This window comes from Ureibacillus sp. FSL E2-3493 (assembly GCF_038077515.1).
Lineage (GTDB): Bacteria > Bacillota > Bacilli > Bacillales_A > Planococcaceae > Ureibacillus > Ureibacillus halotolerans.
The window spans coordinates 391,468-408,904 of sequence record NZ_JBBOPK010000001.1; the positions used below are offsets into that span (position 1 = coordinate 391,468).

The following is a 17,437-nucleotide window of genomic DNA, read 5'->3' on the forward strand; positions in this document are numbered from 1 at the left end:
TAACGGTCGCATTCTGATTCGGATGTGCATATCTTACTGAAAAACAGTAGGGTGTGTGACGTAAGGTGATGAAAAACTTTTCTAATGAAGTTTCCCTTCCGAAAGATACAACTCCCCATTTATTTTCAAATGTGGAATGGTGGTACTATTTTGCTTATCTTACGGGAGAAAAAGGAGGCCGATATGCGACAATGGCTTCCTTTTTTCGAATTGGGGAAACCGAGTTAAATAAAGGCCATTATTTAATTTTTTCTCTCATTGATCTGGATAAAGAAATTCAGTATAACTACTCCCAAATCGACTCAACATTAAAGTGGAATTTAAAAGCTTTTTATCTTCCGTTGTATTTACTACTTCGACCAAATGATAAGCGGATATGGAGATTGCAAAAAAGCTTATTGAAAGGGAAAATTCCTTCTCCCCATACGCAAATGAAAAAAGTGACGATTGAACATAACCCAACCGAGTTTATTTATGGAGATCATCAATTATCGTTTTTCGGTGAAAAGGAAGATTGTTTTAATGTACAACTAGTCGATAAAAAATTAGAAATCGATTTACAATTTGCGCCCCTTAAATCCATTGCTCTTATTGGTGAAGATGGTAAGCCAGATGAGTTATACTATTACTCCTTTACGAAAAACGAAGTACAAGGACAGATTCGTACGGAACAAGGAACCCAAAAAGTAACAGGTCAAGGTTGGTTTGATCACCAATGGGGTTGGGATTATGCATTATTAAAAGGAAACGAAGGGTGGAATTGGTTTGGTCTGCAATTAAATGATGGCCGAGAGTTGTTATTAAATGAAATGCATACCAGTGGCGAGAAAACCTTTTCCCCGATGGCCAATTTAATTGAACGGGACGGAACATTGCGTTTTTCAAGAAATGTGGACTTTCAAGAAATGAAACATTGGCAAAGTATACAAACAAAAGGAAAGTATCCAATCGAATGGAAGATTGTTATCCCTGATTTTTCAATGGAATTAAACGTAAAGGCTGCTTTTCCCAACCAAGAAATGCTTATTATTGGTCCCCTTCAAGCGATATGGGAAGGAGCTTGTATTGTATCGGGTCAGGAAACTTTAGCGAGTGGAAAAAGGAAAAATATTTATGGAAAAGGCTTTATGGAACTAGTCGGATATGCGAATTAAATATTTAATGTTAGTATTACTCCATCACGAAAAGATATGTCCAACATTTGTAGCTTTCCTTCGTACATATTTTGTAGCCAAATTTCAATACTAAAGTGGAAACGAAAATTGGCGTAGGAAGGGAAGAGACATATGGCGAAGCATTCAGATACAAGTTGGAAACAGGATCATCCAAGTACATTGTTCGGCAACTCGGTTCAAAAGGCTGATCGCGCGGTGAAGCAAGCGATGTCCCACCCAGAGGAAATAGCAGTGGAGCATGCTTTCAATTCCATCACCCACGCAGAAAATGCGTTTTCCAATGCAGTCCAACATGAAGAACATATGGATATGATTGAAGCAAATAAACAGCATTTAGATAAAGTGAAACAACAATTACGTGAAGTGGAAGAGATTGTGGAAGAGCAAAAATAAATTGGTATTACAAACAATGACAGCTAATTGGCAAATCAAATGCCAATTAGCTGATTTTTGTGAAAAACTCATTATTTTCAGTAAAAACTTCGATTTTCTATTTAATAAACCCACTATGTTTTGTTGGCATACAATCAAAGCCAACCTTTAACATAGGTTAATAAACCGATAAATGCACCAATACTAGCTGCTGGAAAAACAAAAAGAGCTAGGTGTAATAAAATGTACCCTATAAGAAAGACACTTGAAAAAAGGTCTCTCTTATAGGGTACTTTTATTTATAATGAAATAAAATAAATGGTTGATGGAGCGGAAGAACATGTCGAAAAAGTTATTTACAGATCAAGAACAGAAATTACTCAAGAAACATCCTTATGTAAAAGCAGTGAGTGAAAAAGCAATAACATATACAGATGAATTTAAAGCAAGAGCCATTAAAGAATATGAGGAAGGGAAATTTCCACTTCAAATTTTTGAAGATGCAGGATTTGATATTGATATCGTAGGTAAAAAACGTGCAAAGTCTGCTTTAGAGCGATGGCGTGCTGCTTATCAAAAGAATGGTGTAGCTGGGCTTGTGGATACACGTAAACACTCTTCAGGACGTCCACTTGAGCGAGAATTAAGTATAGAAGAAAAGTACGCAAGGTTAGAGGCGCAAAATGCATTATTACGTGCAGAAAATGAACTACTAAAAAAGATCGATTTAGCAGAAAGGTTGTTGATAAAGAAAAAGAGAAATTAACAGCGGAACAAAAATTTCAGTTGATCCAGTATGTGATAGAAAAACACCGCTTAAAAAGAATGGTAAGCTACCTTTGTAAATTAGTTGGAGTCTCTCGATCGGGCTACTATCGTTATTTTTCAGAAGAAGCACAACTTAGTAGACAAGCTAGTGATCAGGCAGATGAGACAGTCAAAGAAATCATTTTAAAAGCGTTCAATTTCCGTGGTCGTAAGAAAGGTGCACGTCAAATTAAAATGACGTTAGAAAATCAGTATCAAATTACATATAACCTAAAGCGAATTCGTCGTATCATGAAAAAGTTTCAAATCATCTGCCCCATTCGAAAAGCAAATCCATATCGAAGAATGGCCAAAGCAACGAAAGAACATAGAACTTTACCAAATCTATTAAACCGTAAATTTAAGCAAGGAATCGCTAGAAAAGTATTATTAACAGACATTACATATTTGAGTTATGGAAAAGGAAAACGTGCCTACTTATCCGCTATAAAAGATGCCGAAACCAATGAAATTTTAGCATATGAGACATCGGATAAAATTACACTAGATATTGCATTAAATACATTAAAGATGTTGAAAAAGAATGGGATAAAATTGGCCGATGGCGCATTCATTCACTCTGATCAAGGGTTCCACTATACCAGCCCCCAATTTCAAAAGATGGTAAAGAAAATGGGACTAGAGCAATCTATGTCACGTCGTGGAAACTGTTGGGATAATGCCCCACAAGAATCGTTTTTTGGTCATTTTAAAGATGAAACAGACTTTAAATCGTGTGAAACATTAGAAGAAGTAAAAAGAGAGATTAAGAGTTATATGACTTATTACAATCATTACCGAGGTCAATGGAACTTAAAAAAGATGACGCCTGCACAATACAGTCACCATCTTCTTCAAGTTGCTTAAAAGCCTTTTTTAAAAATGTCCTTTACAAAGGGTACACTTTATAAGTCTTTCTTTTCCTTTTTATCTTCTGTAACCAAATTTTACACCTCCTATGTAATTATTCCATAAAATTAATTAAATGTTACCATAAATATCCATAGTATTTAAACAATACTCCTCAACTAACCTTCACATGTAGTTCTAATTGGACTTTTGGTAAGCAAAATCTCATAAACATATCTCCAGAATGCCTTTGAAACTTTCAAAGAGGTGGATTTTCTACACCGAATTGAACCCAATCTTCCTTTGGTGGGCCGTACACGCCGAACGGTTTTATGCCTGCTTGACGCATGAGGACAGTTATTTGTCCGCGATGATGGATGATATGTTTGATTAGTCCCATTAAAATTTGGGCATTGGATTCTTCTCTGCCAAAGGCAATTTGTCGTTTCTTCAAATCTTCGTCTGTCCATTGTTCCTCAATTACTTTCGCTGCAACAGCACTAGTTTTTTGAAAGGTTTTAACCATAACACTTGCGGATGTCGGGAGCTGTTCTTTATTTTCTACTTCATCGATTTTCAATCCGAAATCGGATAAGTATTCCGGTATTGTCGTCGTTAAATGCCATGCAATCCTTCCTAAAGTACGACCTTCCGCATACACTTTTTGATTTAATGATGTATCCGTTAATCCTTCCAACACTTTTTCCGTTAATATCGCTTCCTTATTCCATTCCTTTATGAAATCTGCAACGGTACTATACATGTTTCATTCCTCCAATATCATATATTTTCTGTATCTATTGGCGATTATAAACTACAATAGTGACAACGAATGTCACTGTTTATTATTTGGAGGTATCCATGTCTAAAGCGAAAAGGTTAAATGAGCTTATTATGATGGTGAATCGAAAGAAAAGGTTTACGGTAGGGGAGTTGGCGCAAGAATTTGGCGTATCTAAAAGAACGATTTTACGAGATATGCAAGAGTTAAGTGAAATGGGAGTCCCTTTATATTCTGACCCTGGTCCTCACGGAGGTTATCAAGTACTAAATGAAAGAATTCTTCCTCCGATTGCCTTTAGTGAAAACGAAGCGATTTCCATTTTTTATGCCATTCATGCATTAAGACATTACATTTCCTTTCCTTTTGATACGGAGTATGAATCGATCAAAAAGAAATTTTATTTAACTCTTTCTGGAGATGTACGGGATAAAATTGACCAAATGAAAGACCGGGTTGATTTTTACGCTATTACCCAGCAAGATGAGGTGCCGTTTTTAAAACAACTATTGGAGGCTGCCATCGAACAGAAAGTCATCAACATCGACTATGAAACGAATGAAAAAAGCAGTAATCGAAGTATTCAACCGATTGGTATATACGCGAAAGATGGAAAATGGTACTGCCCGGCTTATTGCTTTTTACGAAATAACTATCGTGTTTTCAGGTGTGATCGGATTAAACAGGTGAAAGAGGATGAACAAACGCCACCTATTAATTTAACGGATATTCATTTGAAGAATCGTTTTAATTTAATCGATAAAAATAAAGTCACATATCCATTGCATGTGGAGTTGACGGACAAAGGTATCGAAAAATTTAAAAAGGCGAGCTATCCGGGAGTTTTCTTACATGTTAGAGATGATGGTTCAGGGTATTTAATAGGTGAGATTTCCGAAGAAGATTTGTCCTTTTTTGCAAATTATTTTATCGATTTTGGGAAAGAAGCATTGATAAATGGTCCCATAGAATTAATTGAATGTATGAAAGAAAAGTTACATGAAATTTTAAAACTTTATCGTTCCTAAGTTTTTTGATGAAGTGTCTCCAAAAGTCTAGGTATTAGTAAAGATTCACCATATACTAATTTTGAAGTTTAACCCTGATAGGGGGTGAATTGATGCCATTTTATCCGCCCAATCCTAGACGAAGACAACGGCCAATGATGTATAGACCTGGTTTTGGACCTTCCAATCCAGCTAGAGGGCAACAGCAATCCTATGAGTCCAATCAAGGTAGACATGAGACGCCTTACTTCAACCCATATGAAGGAGGAGAACAGCCCTTCTATCCGTATCAGGAAGAGCAAGCGTTCTTTAATCCGTTTCAAGGAAGAGGAGAGGAAGCGTACTTCGATCCATATCAAAATTTGGAGGAACAACCATACTTCAACCCTTATGAAGGAGAGCCTCCGTTTTTTAATCCTTTTCAAGGAGGAGGGCAACCGTTTCCTAATCAAGGGAGGGGAGGGCAACAACTGTTTAATCAAGCGCCAAGAAGACCGCAGCCGGGTGCCTTTAACCGAAATTCAGGGAGGCCGCAACCGCCATTTAACGCAAACCAACAACCCCGACCGAGTTTTTTAACAAGACTGCCTGATAATATTAATAAAATCTACGGCCATGTCGGAACGATTCGGAACGGGGTTGATATGGTAAGGCAATTAGGAGCCTTTCTAAATGCCTTTAGAGGACCTAGATAGCATCCATACATCTTTAGCACATCAATCATTGTTGATGTGCTTTTTGCGTTTATCCCTTCGTACAAGTGAAGATACGATAATCTAAAATCTCTTGATATTTTAAAACTTTTTCGAAATGCTGCTCCATTATGTCAAACGTTTCAGGTTCAATCGACTCGGAGAAATGATAATCTTCTAAAACGGCATTGTCTTGTTGTTGGGGTGGCTGGGGATGAATGTGGATAGAATGAAAACCGGTTTGCTCCAACAAATCAATCCAATTCTTTTCCGTTAATAGGGTTTGAAAACCGTAAAATTGTATAAGATCATCTTTTTCCGTTTCATCGAGGAGGCGATTGATCATCAGTTCTATTAAAATGAAACGCCCATCAGTCTTTAATAAACGGTGAATCTCTTTAAGGGCGGTTGACGCATTAACAAAGGATAGCACTGATTCTGAAAGTATAAAGTCAAATTGCTCAGCCTGTAATGGGACATTTTCGATGGAACTTTGGTGAATTTCTACAGATAACTGTTCCTTTTCCATTCTTTTTTTCGCCTTTTCCACCATCAATGGATGGATGTCAATACCGGTTACTTTTGCGCCGAATCGAGAGGCTAAGTAAGCAGCCGTTTGCCCCGTACCACAGCCCACATCTAAAACATAGGATGATTCATTAATCTGCTCCTTCCTTAAAACGTCCATTGTTAAACTAAGCCCGCCAGGATGGGCTCCTCCGACTCCAAATTGGGAAAGAAAATTTAAATACTTGGAACTTTTCATCTAAACGACCTACTTCCTTCATCTTTAGTTGTAGTTTATGATGGGCGCATTCAATCGTTCCTGCAAAAGAGTATAATCATGCTCAATATATCCTTGGAATTTAAAAGTAGTAAATCCGATTTATTCCCTATTTCCTTCCAAGTCTGTAAGAACTACAATAGTAAAGGTCAATTAGGTTGTTACGCATAAAACAGAAGAGAAAATCGTATTGTATGACGACCCTTGAGAAGGAAGTTGAATCTTTTTACAAAATTGCTCGTAAATGTAAAAGGAAAGAGGTGAAGAGATTGGGGAAAACGAGAAAGGTTATGGTAGGTATTACTTCCACTGCACTGACGCTTGGATTAGCTGGATGTGGTTCAAATACAGCTGAAGGATCTCCTCCTGATGATCAATACTGTAATGATTGGGAATGGGATAACGACGATGGTGTATGGGAATGTGATGACAGACATTCTAGCTATTATGGTCATTATTACTACGGCGGTACTTATTACAAAGATAAAAACTCCCTGTTAAAAAGTTCAAGCTTTAAAAGCTCAAAAAGTAGTTCCTCTGTGAAGAAGAGCTCAGGCTTTGGCAGTGGATCGAAAAGTTTCGGGGGTTAAGAACCCACTTTATGAAAAGGGAAGATAAAAAGGGAGGTACACAATGAATTTATATCTTAATTTTGCATCGTATGTAGGAGTTTCCTTACTGCTACTGATCGTAGGAGTTGTTTTATTTACGATCAGTACACCGAAGTTAAAAGAATTTCGTTTAATTGCTGAAAAAAATGTGACGGCGGCGATGTCCCTTGGAGGGAAAATTTTTGGTTTAGCGATCGTTTTAGGCGCGGCAGCACAATATTCGGTTTCTTTGCTTGATATGTTGCTTTGGGGAGCAATCGGAATTGTCGCTCAAATTATCGTCTTTATTTTAGCGGAAGTAATAACGATTCGTTTTAGTATCCATCAAGCAATTGAAGAGGATAATCGAGCAGTAGGAACGATGTTATTATCTTTATCGTTAGCCGTTGGTTGGATTATTGCCAACTGTTTATCTTACTAGTTAGGGTGGGGAAGGACAATGAAAGCATTAACTTACTATCTCGATAAAGGAAATGGCCATTATGAGCCATTCTATGAATATACGACAGCCAATGTTGGAATCGATGAATTTTACGCGAGGCAGTTATGTACGTACTTCATCTTAAGAGGAACCCAATACGAACTCACTTCCAATGAAATGCTTGGGGAAGAAGAGATTTTAGTCATTAAAGAAATCGGTAGAAACTACCCAGGAGAAGACGAAAGAAGTTTTCGTGGCATGGGCGTTCATATCGAGTTTCGCAGCCCTGATGAACGGAACAATTTCCCGTTATTATCCCGCATTCCTTGTCCTTCCCACTTCGATGTCCTTCGCTACCTTGTAAAGGATGTAGTCGATGTACCTGGCATCGGACAAAAGCTTGTAACCTCTACGGAAATTGACGAGGACCGGGGAGTTTATGTCATATACGTCAAGGATGTAGGAGAGGGAGTAGAGTGAGGGAGTCAAATGATTATCATACAAAACGCCAACAATTTTACCGAAATATAGATGGATTTTGGGCTGACCTGTACGGAGAGGAATATGCCCTATATGATATAAAGCTTTTAAAGGAAGAAGAAGTAACCCGTATCCGCCAAATTAGCGAACGGATTGGGACGATCTTTTTTAAAAGTGCTTCCTTGCTTCGAAATGTGCCCGATGAAACATTACTCGAAATGGGCTTCCCAAAGGAAACGATCTCCTTTTTAAGATTAAAAACGATTCCAGCTGAGAGTGTCATTTCTCGGCTGGATTTAATTCCCTTTGGAGACAGTTATAAATGTATCGAAATTAATGCGGATACACCGACATTCATTAAAGAGTTATTTTCGATTAATGGGCTCGTTTGTAATGAATTTGACGTGGCGAATCCGAATGAAGGAATGGAAGTTCTTTTAAGAAAAGCGGTTCGACATAGTATTAATGAAAGTATTGCCCATCCATCACCTCACATCGTGTTTACAGCCCATGAGGATAACATTGAGGATAGAGAAACGGTACTGTTTCTTCAAAGGGGGGTACCGTCTAAATTTACACCTCTTCATCAGCTACAAATTCAAAGGGGAGTTGGTCTCTTTGATGAAGAAGGGATGAAAATCGATGTTCTTTACCGCCAAACTTTCCCGATTGAAAGTTTAATAACAGACGAAGATGATGAAGGAAACCCAATTGGTCAATGGTTGTTGGAGCTGGTGGAGGAAGGGAAACTGATGATCATGAATCCTCCATCTGCCTTTTTACTACAAAGTAAAGCAGTTCAAGCAATTATTTGGGGGTTGCATGAAGAGTACCATCCTTTCTATACAGATGAAGAACACGAGTGGATAGAAGAATACTTTCTTCCAACTTATTTAGAGCCGGATCCACTGTTAGAAAAGGGAGTTCCCTTCGTGAAAAAGCCGTCCTTTGGAAGGGAAGGTGACACGGTAGAAATTTTTAATGGGGATGGTCAACTTGTACATCAAGATGCCCAAAAATCTTATTCGGAATTTTTACCGGTCTATCAGCAATTTATCGAACACCCAACGGTAACATTTCAAAGTGAAAAGGGTGTCCAACAAGGTCAGCTTCTACTTGGAAGCTTTTTATTAAATGGAAAATCATCTGCAATAGGTTATAGAGTAGGGGGAACGATTACGAATAATCTTTCCTATTACTTGCCTGTTGGACTTTTAAAGGGAGGAGGGTAAGGAGTATGTGGATTTTACATAAAATTTTCTCAAAAATATCAAAGATTTCACTCCTACAAGCTGCCCTTTTAACGGTCGCTCTCATTTTAATTAGTAGTATTACGATGAGACTTGTTGAGCCGGAAACGTTCCCGCGATTCATTGATGCTTTGTGGTGGACGATGACGACCCTTGTAACGGTAGGTTATGGCGATTATTTTCCGGAGAGTGACTTTGGAAGACTGTTTACGATGATTCTCCTTTATACAGTTGGTATCGGTGGAATGGGGATTATTATCGGAAAAGTGTTTGAAAGCTTTAGCACATATCGAAGAATGAAGGAGGAGGGGCGATTGAGCTATTCAGGAAAGAATCATTATATTTTGATTGGGTCGTCAAAAGAGAAACTAGAAAATGTCGTAGAAGAAATTGTAAGCGGTGGCTATAAAGGGGATGTGGTCATTATTGATCATGCTGAGCGCTGCCCGATTGAATACGACAAAGTTCATTTTATAAGTGGCAATCCGGCTGAAGAAGAAGTTCTCGTGAAGGCCAATATTCTGGAAGCAAAATCCGTCGCCATCTTTTCCGATGATCAACAAAATTTTGCCGAATATGCCGATGGAAAAACGTTACTTACCGCTTCCAGGGTGGAACATATCGCGAAAAAGTATGATAAAAATATTTATACAATTGTAGAAGTAAAGAAAGATAAACATATTGCCTTATTCGAACATGCCAATGTGGATGAATTCATCCTGTCCAACGATTCAGTTTCCCGACTGATGGCACAAGCAGCCCTTCATCACGGTTCGAGTAAGTTATTTAAGCAAATTTTAAGCAATACCGACGGGGAGAATCTTTATGAAATTAACGCCAAACCTGAATGGAAAACATATCGGGATGCATCTATTGAATTGTTTGATATGGGTGCCATTTTAATTTCAGAAGGGAGCTCCTTAGACATTGCCCGCCGCCATCATGAGGAAATTCCAAAGGGTGCGAAATTATTTATCATCTGTGATGAGGGAACTTACAAAAAGATAGTAGGGTAATAGTGTCATATATTGGTATATAATATAGGAAAGCCTCATTATTGGTGGGGCTTTAATTTATTTAGGCAAACTATTTTCAATACATAATCTTCTAAAGTGCATTTCTATTGATATATGAGGAGGTTAAAATGTTATCGAGAGCTGAAAGGATTAAAAGGGAGAAAGTAGAGAACCGTAAACATTTACTAAGTCTTCCAATAGTATTTTTATCTTTAATTGTCAGTATCGTAATTTATCTATCATCGCTGTTTTTATGGGTTAAAGCTATTGAAGGAACAACTTATAGTGGGGTTTTGGAATCGATTATTCAAATTAATATGATAGCAGTTGGTTTATTTATCGCTTTAGGTTGTTTGAATTTGAAGTTTATGACCGTTATTATCAGGTCATTGCTTAAATTATTATTTATGATATGGGTTGTACTGATGGTTCAATTTTCGCCTATGGCACAAAATATGTGGTTAATCATCCTTCCGTTTTTCTTTGTCTATCTGGAAGTGTTATTAGACATACATGGTGGTCTTCTACAAATGAAGTTTTCAAAAATAAAGTTTATGAGTGCGGACTTTTTAAAAAATCATTCCGTTGCCATTTCAATCATTATTTTAGCAGTTATTAATGTGGTCTTATCTTATTTTATCGATGATCTTTTAGAGACAATAACCGTGTTCGGATAAAGAATTTTTACATCTTGATTAAAAATCTAATGACAATGCGTAACGCGTTTGTTGTTAGGTTTTTTTATGTTTTAAGGTGTGTGAAAAAGGATATTTTATTGTAGATTTGTTAAAGTTCAACATTAATTCACAAAAATCATCACATATCCCATTAAATTCACTCTATAATGGTGATGAAGATATTGATATTACAATAAAAGTAGGTGTTGGAGATAAATGTTACCTATCAAAAGACAACAACAAATTTTAACATGGTTAGAACAAGAAGGAACATTGCGAGTTTCTGAAATTAGTGAAAGATTAGGAGTTTCAGAAATGACGGTTTACCGGGATATTAAACCTTTAATCGATGAACACAAGGTTTCTAAAACATCCAAAGGGATTACCCTTGTTGCACAAACTCCCAATTTATTAAATCGATGTGTGTATTGTTTGAAAGAACCGAATTCAAGAATGTCCGTGCAATTAATCAAAAAAAACCAACAAATTGAGCAAGCTTGTTGTCCCCATTGTGCTTTATTGCGATATAAAGATATCGAGCAGGACGTCTCCCAAATGATTTGTCGGGACTTTTTAAAGGATACGACGATCAGCGCGAAAACAGCTATCTATCTTTTGAATGCGGATATCCAACTGAATTGTTGCCAACCACAGGTCATTGTTTTTGAATCAAAGAAACAAGCAAAACAATTCCGAAAAGGGTTTGGTGGGACCATTTATAACTTTGATGAAGCCATTCAAGCAATAGTAGATGAAATGCACCCGAAAAATGGGTGCTGTTAAAGGACAAATCCAAAGATAGCACAAAAAGTAAGGAGGGCTAGGTATGGATGAAGCAACGAACAATGTAGCAGAAAAGAATGAAAAATCAATGAAAGCGGCCCTATATAAAACGGTATGGCGGTGGCATTTTTATGCCGGGATTATTTTTGCGCCTTTTTTAATCATTCTCGCCGTTACCGGTTCGATTTATTTATTTAAGCCACAAATTGAACAAGTCATTTATAAAGATTACTACGAGGTGAACCCACAAGGGGAGAAAATATCCGCTTCTGCGCAAATAGAAGAAGTGAAAAGACTGCACCCGGATGCCGTCGTAACTCAATATCGTCCTGGAGAAAGCGAAGACCGTTCAAGTGAAGTGGGCATCATTTCCAACGATGAGTCGTTAACGGTTTTTATAGATCCGTATACGGGGAAGTCCCTTGGAGAGTTAAATAATGATGATCGAATTATGGATCGAATTGAAGAATTTCACGGGGAATTAATGGCAGGGACAATCGGAGATCGAATCGTAGAATTGGCAGCTTGCTGGGCGATTGTACTCATTGTGACGGGTCTTTTTTTATGGTTTCCTAGGAAGAAAAAGGACTTGTCTGGAGTACTGTTTCCAAGGTTGACGAAAGGGAAAAAGATTTTCAGAAGAGACATGCATGCGGTGCCTGCCTTTTGGATTACGGCAGGGATGTTATTTCTCATTATGACCGGATTACCTTGGTCCGGATTATGGGGTAGTCAATTTCAAACAATCGTTACGAATACAGGAGAAGGATATCCACCATCTGTTTGGATTGGTAATGCCCCAACTTCCAATGTGAAAACAAAGGAAATTGCAGATGTCCCGTGGGCAGCTGAAAATTTAGAAGTACCGAAGTCTGAAGTGGAAGGGTATGTACCGATTTCCATTGACGATGTAGTAGATGTCGCAAATCGAGTAGGGATGCATCCAAGTTATACGGTCATTTTCCCAAATGGCAAGGAAGGGGTATTCACATTATCCGCCTTTCCTCCAAAGGCACAGGATGAAGCAACGATTCATATCGACCAATATTCCGGTGCGGTGCTTGCTGATTATCGTTACGATAACTACGGTGTAATGGGGAAAATCATTGCGTGGGGAATCACATTACATAAAGGAACTCAATTTGGTTTGATCAATCAACTTATTAGTCTCGCAATTTGTTTAGGGATTATTTTCGTTGTCGTAAGTGGATTTTACCTTTGGTGGAAACGAAAACCGAAACATAGTTTAGGTGCTCCAAAAGCCATTAGTATGAAGAAAATGAAACTCTTCCTTCTATTGATGATTGGGCTCGGCATACTGTTTCCTTTAGTTGGTTTGTCTCTCATTGTTGTTTTCCTAGTAGATTGGCTCATTATTAAAAGAATTCCAAAAGTTAGGATGTTTTTCAATGCATAAGAAAAAAATGATATGGATGTTTCTTTTCATTGTTGTGCTTAGTGGATGTTCCCTGAAACCGGACGTTGCAAAGCTGTATAAAGAAGAATCACCCCTTCAATCAGAAATTATCATTCCTAACACATTTTCAGCCAATGAAAAAGAAACAATCAAAGTCATTCTGACGCAAAATGGGGAAAGAGTAGAAGGGGCAGACTTTGTTCATTTTGAAATATGGAAACAAGATGGAACGGTCACGTACTATATGGAAGAAGCTTATGATTTAGGAAACGGTGTTTATGGAATTAGTAAAGATTTTGATAGTGAAGGGCTCTATTTTGTGAAAGTACATGCTGGCAATAATGGATCGATTATCGTTCCACAAAAACAATTTGTCGTAGGTGAACTTTCTGAAAGTGAGCTGGACTTCTTGCAAAAAGGGCAACAAAGCCAAATCGAAGGACATGAACATCATCATTAATAGAAGAAGAGACAACTTTCACAAATAGAAAGTTGTCTCTTTTACTTATTTTTTCAAATGATAAGGTGAACGTATAAGAATGCCTCGTTCGTTGTGAAGGATATTACGTCACATTTTCCTTTATTTCCAAGTTTTTCCGACCGCTTAGGGTGAATCGTGATAAAATTTAACTATGCAGCGTGAAAATAGAAAAATGAAATATAAGATTGGCACATAAAAACTTCATGTGAATATAGGGGTGTGATGTAAGTGGTAGAATTAAAGGATTGGAAAAATAATGTTCACGGGCATCGGTTTATCGCTTCTTTTAGCGGAGGGAAGGATAGTACGTTAGCTCTGTTTAAAGCAATGAAAGCGGGAGAAGCAGTTGGACTTATTGTTATGATGGAGGAAGAAGGGAAACGGTCTAGATCCCATGGAATGCCTCCGGAAATCATCCGTGCACAAGCAAGTTCTATCGGTTTGCCTATCTATGCAGCAGCTGTAAGTTGGACAGATTATGAAAAGGTATTTATCGGTCTTTTAGAAAAGGCGAAAAAACAAGGAGCAGAACTGTTAGTAACGGGAGACATTGATATACCTGAACATGGCTGTTGGCATGAAAAGGTTACGAACGATGTTGGATTAAAGCTTGGAATGCCCTTATGGGAAATGGACCATCGTGCAGTTGTCGAAGAATTCATAGATTTGGGATTTGTATCGGTTGTTGTAACGGTTAATTTATCTCTTGGCATGCGAGAGGACGATTTAGGGCGAACATTTACGCATGAATATGTGAAGGAGCTTGAAGCTCGTGGTATTGACCCTTGCGGAGAAGGGGGCGAGTTCCATACTACAGTAATAGATGGCCCCATTTTTAAACATCCGATTCCAGTCCGTAAATGTGACGTTATAAAGGACGGAGATTATGCTTTTTTACCTTTGGAGCTAGAACAGTAACGAAATAAAAGTTCTAGGCCTTTGGTGGTTAGACGTAACTATTGAAGTGTTGGGGGATTAAGGATGAAAATTAATAAAAGAAAAAAAACTAAGAAAAAGCGAGTTTATAGTGATACACTAATCGAAATAATTTTTGAAATGATTTTAGAAATCATTTGGAATGTCATATTGTTTTTACCAAGAATGGTGGCTCGTCTTATTTCGAATATATGGTAAAAGGGAGTTTAACTAGGTGGTAGCGTTTATCCGAGTAAAGGATAAACGCTTTTTTATTGTATAACTTGCAGGGGAGAAGATGGATTTATAAGTTTAGATAGGAATAATTGGTAATTAACTAGAAAGGTACATAAATAAAAAAACATTGTAACTTTTTAATGTCCTTAAACGAATAATACGTGAATGCATAATGAGGGGGGAAATGATTGGTCGATTTAAAAAACTTAGAGTCTAGTATCGTTAATATTTACAACAATTACTATTTAGACGTGTTTCGATTTCTTGTTTATTTTTCAGGCAATCAAAATGACGCCGAAGATTTAACACAGGAAGTTTTTATTCGTGTTTTAAAAAACCTACCCCATTTTAAAAGTGGAAGCAATCTAAAAACATGGATTTTTTCCATAGCAAAACATGTAGCAGTAGATCATTACAGGAAAAAGAAGTTTATTTCGATTTTTAAGGAAGGCTTTTTCACACAACTAGAATCAAAGGACAAGAGGCCAGATGAAGAGTTTGAAATTACTGAAATGGAACAGTTTATTCACGAGGCGATTTCCAAATTAAAACCTAACTATCGAGCGGTCGTAATACTTCGTGGTATTCATGAATTTTCCATAAAGGAAACTTCAGAAATTCTACGATGCAGTGAATCTAAAGTGAAAGTAGATTATCACAGAGCCTTGAGAGAGTTAAAAAGGAAACTAAATTTTGATGCAAAGGAGGTTTTGACAAATGCAAAATGATAAAGAAATATTTGATATGATCAAGGGAAATTATCCTCAATATCCAAGTGAAAACTTCATTACATCAACTGAAACAAAACTTAGACAAAAGGCAAGACGTATGAATCGAAATTGGAAAGTAAAAAGGATATCTGCCATATCAAGTGGGCTTTTATTTTTTACATTATCTTTATCATGGCTATTCTTATTTGATGGAAAAGAGACTCTAACAAATGTCCTTACTTCTAATGAAAATGAAATGTTGTCATCTGTAGTTAATGAAAAGGATCCTTTAGTATTTATTTATCACACACATAATACGGAAACCTATAATGTTAAAAATTCTAAAAAAGCTGAGGATACTTATAGTGAAACGAAGAATGTTACATTGGTTGGGGAAGAGTTAAGTAAAGCGTTGAAGGAAAATAACATTAGCAATATACATGATAATACGGATTTTTTAGGAATCTTAGAAGAACAAAACTTATCTTTTTCCAACGCTTATAATGTATCAAGGTTAAAATTACAAGAAATATTAAATGAATATAAAAGTATAAAAATGGTTTTGGATATACACAGAGATTCCCAAAAAAGGTCTTATACAACGGTAAACATTGACGGGAAAGATTATGCGAAGATTTCATTTTTTGTATCAAAAACTACTGATAATTATGAAGCGAATAAAGCCTTTGCAGAACGTCTTCATGAAAAGATAGAAAAATTATATCCTGGTTTATCCAAAGGAGTATTTGAAAAAGGAGAGAATCCTCGGAACACATACAATCAAGATCTTCATGAGAATTCTTTATCGTTAAACATAGGTGGACATGAAAATACATTTGAAGAAGCCTATAGGACTGCGGATGCTTTAGCTGAAGCGATTAAAGAAATTATTAACGAATAAATTTTTTCGATGGTTTTCCTATTTAAAAGGAAGCCATCTATTTTTATTATCATTGTAAATTCACAAAAATAGTAAGATAACTCTATGGAAAATATTTTTCTGAAGAATAATCAGATTTATGACTAAGTATAGGAATAGAAACATTCGTATACTAAGGTAAGTAATTTAATAGGGTTTTGTGGGCGGTCAGCACTTGTTTATCCTCTACTCTTTTAGGAGAGGAGGTGCTGTTATGACAATGACGAAAACCTAATCTACATCATCTCCGAAAGGGTTCGATTAGGAGGTGGATAGATTTATGAGTATAGATGCATTGTCGGTTACGATTGATGTGGCTGTTCTAGTAGTGATGATTCTTACATTGTCCTATGCGTTTACACAAAAAAAGTAAACCGCCCGCCTTCCCAAGCCAACGGTTTACTTTAACCATGGTGCTGATTGCCCTTAAAGCAATCTGTTAAATTGCTAGGACTACTTGATGGCACCCATCAAGTAGTCTTTTTAATGTACTCGTAAATTAACTAGATTATAACATGGCGAATAGCCATTTAGAAAAAATATCATTTTTGTGCATCGGAAACGGGATAAGAAACGTTCCATTTTATAAACAACGAAGTAGTATATTTTATCTAAATTGAGAATAATCTGATTTTTGATGAAGTATTATACTAGCAATAATGGTATAATAAGGTTAGCGATTTAATAGGGTTTTGTGGGCGGTCAGCACTCGTTTTTCCTCTACTCTTTGAGGAGAGGGGGTGTTGCTATGACAATGACTGAAACATGATCGATATCATTTCCGAAAGAGTAATCGATTAGGAGGTGATATCGATTGTTGAGTATAGAAGCGTTGTCTCTTACGATTGATGTGGCTGTTCTTGTAGTGATGATTCTTACATTGTCCTACACGTTCACACAAAAAAAGTAAACCGCCCGCCTACCAAGCATACGGTTTACTCTTTACTGTGATGCTGATTGCCCTTGAAGCAATCTGTTAAATTGCTAGGACTACTTGATGGCACTCATCGAGTAGTCTTTTTTAATGTACTCTTAATTTAATTAGATTATAAC

20 protein-coding genes are annotated in these 17,437 nt (G+C 36.9%); 18 read left to right on the forward strand and 2 right to left on the reverse strand.

Features of this window, described 5'->3' with window-relative positions:
• Window positions 1–68 precede the first annotated feature (68 nt).
• From MHH69_RS02110 to MHH69_RS02120, 3 genes are all read left to right on the forward strand, one after another.
• Complete coding sequence (locus tag MHH69_RS02110) at window positions 69–1,154, forward strand: lipocalin family protein (protein ID WP_341362941.1); 1,086 nt, start codon at window positions 69–71, stop codon at window positions 1,152–1,154.
• A gap of 132 nt (window positions 1,155–1,286) precedes the next feature.
• Window positions 1,287–1,568, forward strand: a complete 282-nt coding sequence (locus MHH69_RS02115) for a DUF2564 family protein (RefSeq protein ID WP_341361628.1) — start codon at window positions 1,287–1,289, stop codon at window positions 1,566–1,568.
• 319 nt (window positions 1,569–1,887) lie between these two features.
• Window positions 1,888–3,221 (forward strand): IS3 family transposase gene (locus MHH69_RS02120; protein WP_341361629.1). Its coding sequence is split into 2 segments (ribosomal slippage): window positions 1,888–2,275 and window positions 2,275–3,221, totalling 1,335 coding nucleotides; the frame shifts between segments, so codons are not numbered across the junction.
• Window positions 3,222–3,462: 241 nt separating this feature from the next.
• Here the strand turns inward: MHH69_RS02120 and MHH69_RS02125 are convergent.
• Entirely contained in the window at window positions 3,463–3,966 is a 504-nt protein-coding gene (locus MHH69_RS02125) for a DinB family protein (RefSeq protein ID WP_341361630.1), read from the reverse strand.
• A 98-nt stretch (window positions 3,967–4,064) separates the two neighbouring features.
• Here MHH69_RS02125 and MHH69_RS02130 point away from each other — a divergent pair, with 98 nt between their 5' ends.
• Window positions 4,065–5,012: a helix-turn-helix transcriptional regulator gene (locus MHH69_RS02130; protein WP_341361631.1), complete on the forward strand. Its 948-nt coding sequence runs from the start codon at window positions 4,065–4,067 to the stop codon at window positions 5,010–5,012.
• 92 nt (window positions 5,013–5,104) lie between these two features.
• A complete protein-coding gene (locus MHH69_RS02135; protein ID WP_341361632.1) occupies window positions 5,105–5,686 on the forward strand; it encodes a hypothetical protein in 582 nt (193 codons plus the stop codon).
• Between the two features lie 49 nt (window positions 5,687–5,735).
• On the opposite strand, the gene MHH69_RS02140 is transcribed toward MHH69_RS02135, so the two are convergent.
• Entirely contained in the window at window positions 5,736–6,449 is a 714-nt protein-coding gene (locus MHH69_RS02140; RefSeq protein ID WP_341361633.1) for a class I SAM-dependent methyltransferase, read from the reverse strand.
• A gap of 278 nt (window positions 6,450–6,727) precedes the next feature.
• On the opposite strand from MHH69_RS02140, the gene MHH69_RS02145 reads away from it, so the two are divergent.
• The 13 genes from MHH69_RS02145 (at window position 6,728) to spoIIP (ending at window position 16,366) form a co-directional block, all read left to right on the forward strand.
• A complete protein-coding gene (locus MHH69_RS02145; RefSeq protein WP_406928000.1) occupies window positions 6,728–7,057 on the forward strand; it encodes an aminotransferase yhxA in 330 nt (109 codons plus the stop codon).
• A gap of 43 nt (window positions 7,058–7,100) precedes the next feature.
• Window positions 7,101–7,499, forward strand: a complete 399-nt coding sequence (locus MHH69_RS02150) for a DUF350 domain-containing protein (RefSeq protein WP_122973340.1) — start codon at window positions 7,101–7,103, stop codon at window positions 7,497–7,499.
• An 18-nt stretch (window positions 7,500–7,517) separates the two neighbouring features.
• Window positions 7,518–7,979, forward strand: coding sequence for an RNA helicase (locus tag MHH69_RS02155; protein WP_122973339.1), 462 nt, complete (start codon window positions 7,518–7,520; stop codon window positions 7,977–7,979).
• Window positions 7,976–9,211: a glutathionylspermidine synthase family protein gene (locus tag MHH69_RS02160; RefSeq protein ID WP_341361635.1), complete on the forward strand. Its 1,236-nt coding sequence runs from the start codon at window positions 7,976–7,978 to the stop codon at window positions 9,209–9,211. The genes MHH69_RS02155 and MHH69_RS02160 overlap by 4 nt, the downstream gene beginning before the upstream one ends.
• A gap of 5 nt (window positions 9,212–9,216) precedes the next feature.
• Window positions 9,217–10,245, forward strand: a complete 1,029-nt coding sequence (locus MHH69_RS02165) for a potassium channel family protein (RefSeq protein ID WP_341361636.1) — start codon at window positions 9,217–9,219, stop codon at window positions 10,243–10,245.
• Between the two features lie 128 nt (window positions 10,246–10,373).
• A complete protein-coding gene (locus MHH69_RS02170; protein ID WP_341361637.1) occupies window positions 10,374–10,922 on the forward strand; it encodes a hypothetical protein in 549 nt (182 codons plus the stop codon).
• A gap of 216 nt (window positions 10,923–11,138) precedes the next feature.
• Window positions 11,139–11,705 (forward strand): DeoR family transcriptional regulator, encoded by a 567-nt coding sequence (locus MHH69_RS02175; RefSeq protein ID WP_341361638.1) that lies wholly within the window; start codon window positions 11,139–11,141, stop codon window positions 11,703–11,705.
• A gap of 43 nt (window positions 11,706–11,748) precedes the next feature.
• On the forward strand, window positions 11,749–13,122 hold the full coding sequence (locus MHH69_RS02180) for a PepSY-associated TM helix domain-containing protein (protein WP_341361639.1): 1,374 nt from the start codon (window positions 11,749–11,751) through the stop codon (window positions 13,120–13,122).
• Entirely contained in the window at window positions 13,115–13,582 is a 468-nt protein-coding gene (locus MHH69_RS02185) for a FixH family protein (protein ID WP_122971625.1), read from the forward strand. The genes MHH69_RS02180 and MHH69_RS02185 overlap by 8 nt, the downstream gene beginning before the upstream one ends.
• A 249-nt stretch (window positions 13,583–13,831) precedes the next feature.
• Window positions 13,832–14,521: a Dph6-related ATP pyrophosphatase gene (locus MHH69_RS02190; RefSeq protein ID WP_341361640.1), complete on the forward strand. Its 690-nt coding sequence runs from the start codon at window positions 13,832–13,834 to the stop codon at window positions 14,519–14,521.
• Between the two features lie 63 nt (window positions 14,522–14,584).
• Window positions 14,585–14,737: a hypothetical protein gene (locus MHH69_RS02195; RefSeq protein ID WP_341361641.1), complete on the forward strand. Its 153-nt coding sequence runs from the start codon at window positions 14,585–14,587 to the stop codon at window positions 14,735–14,737.
• A gap of 206 nt (window positions 14,738–14,943) precedes the next feature.
• Window positions 14,944–15,483, forward strand: coding sequence for an RNA polymerase sigma factor (locus MHH69_RS02200; protein WP_122971627.1), 540 nt, complete (start codon window positions 14,944–14,946; stop codon window positions 15,481–15,483).
• Window positions 15,473–16,366: a stage II sporulation protein P gene (gene spoIIP, locus MHH69_RS02205; protein ID WP_122971628.1), complete on the forward strand. Its 894-nt coding sequence runs from the start codon at window positions 15,473–15,475 to the stop codon at window positions 16,364–16,366. Before MHH69_RS02200 ends, spoIIP begins: the two co-directional genes overlap by 11 nt.
• Window positions 16,367–17,437: the final 1,071 nt, after the last annotated feature.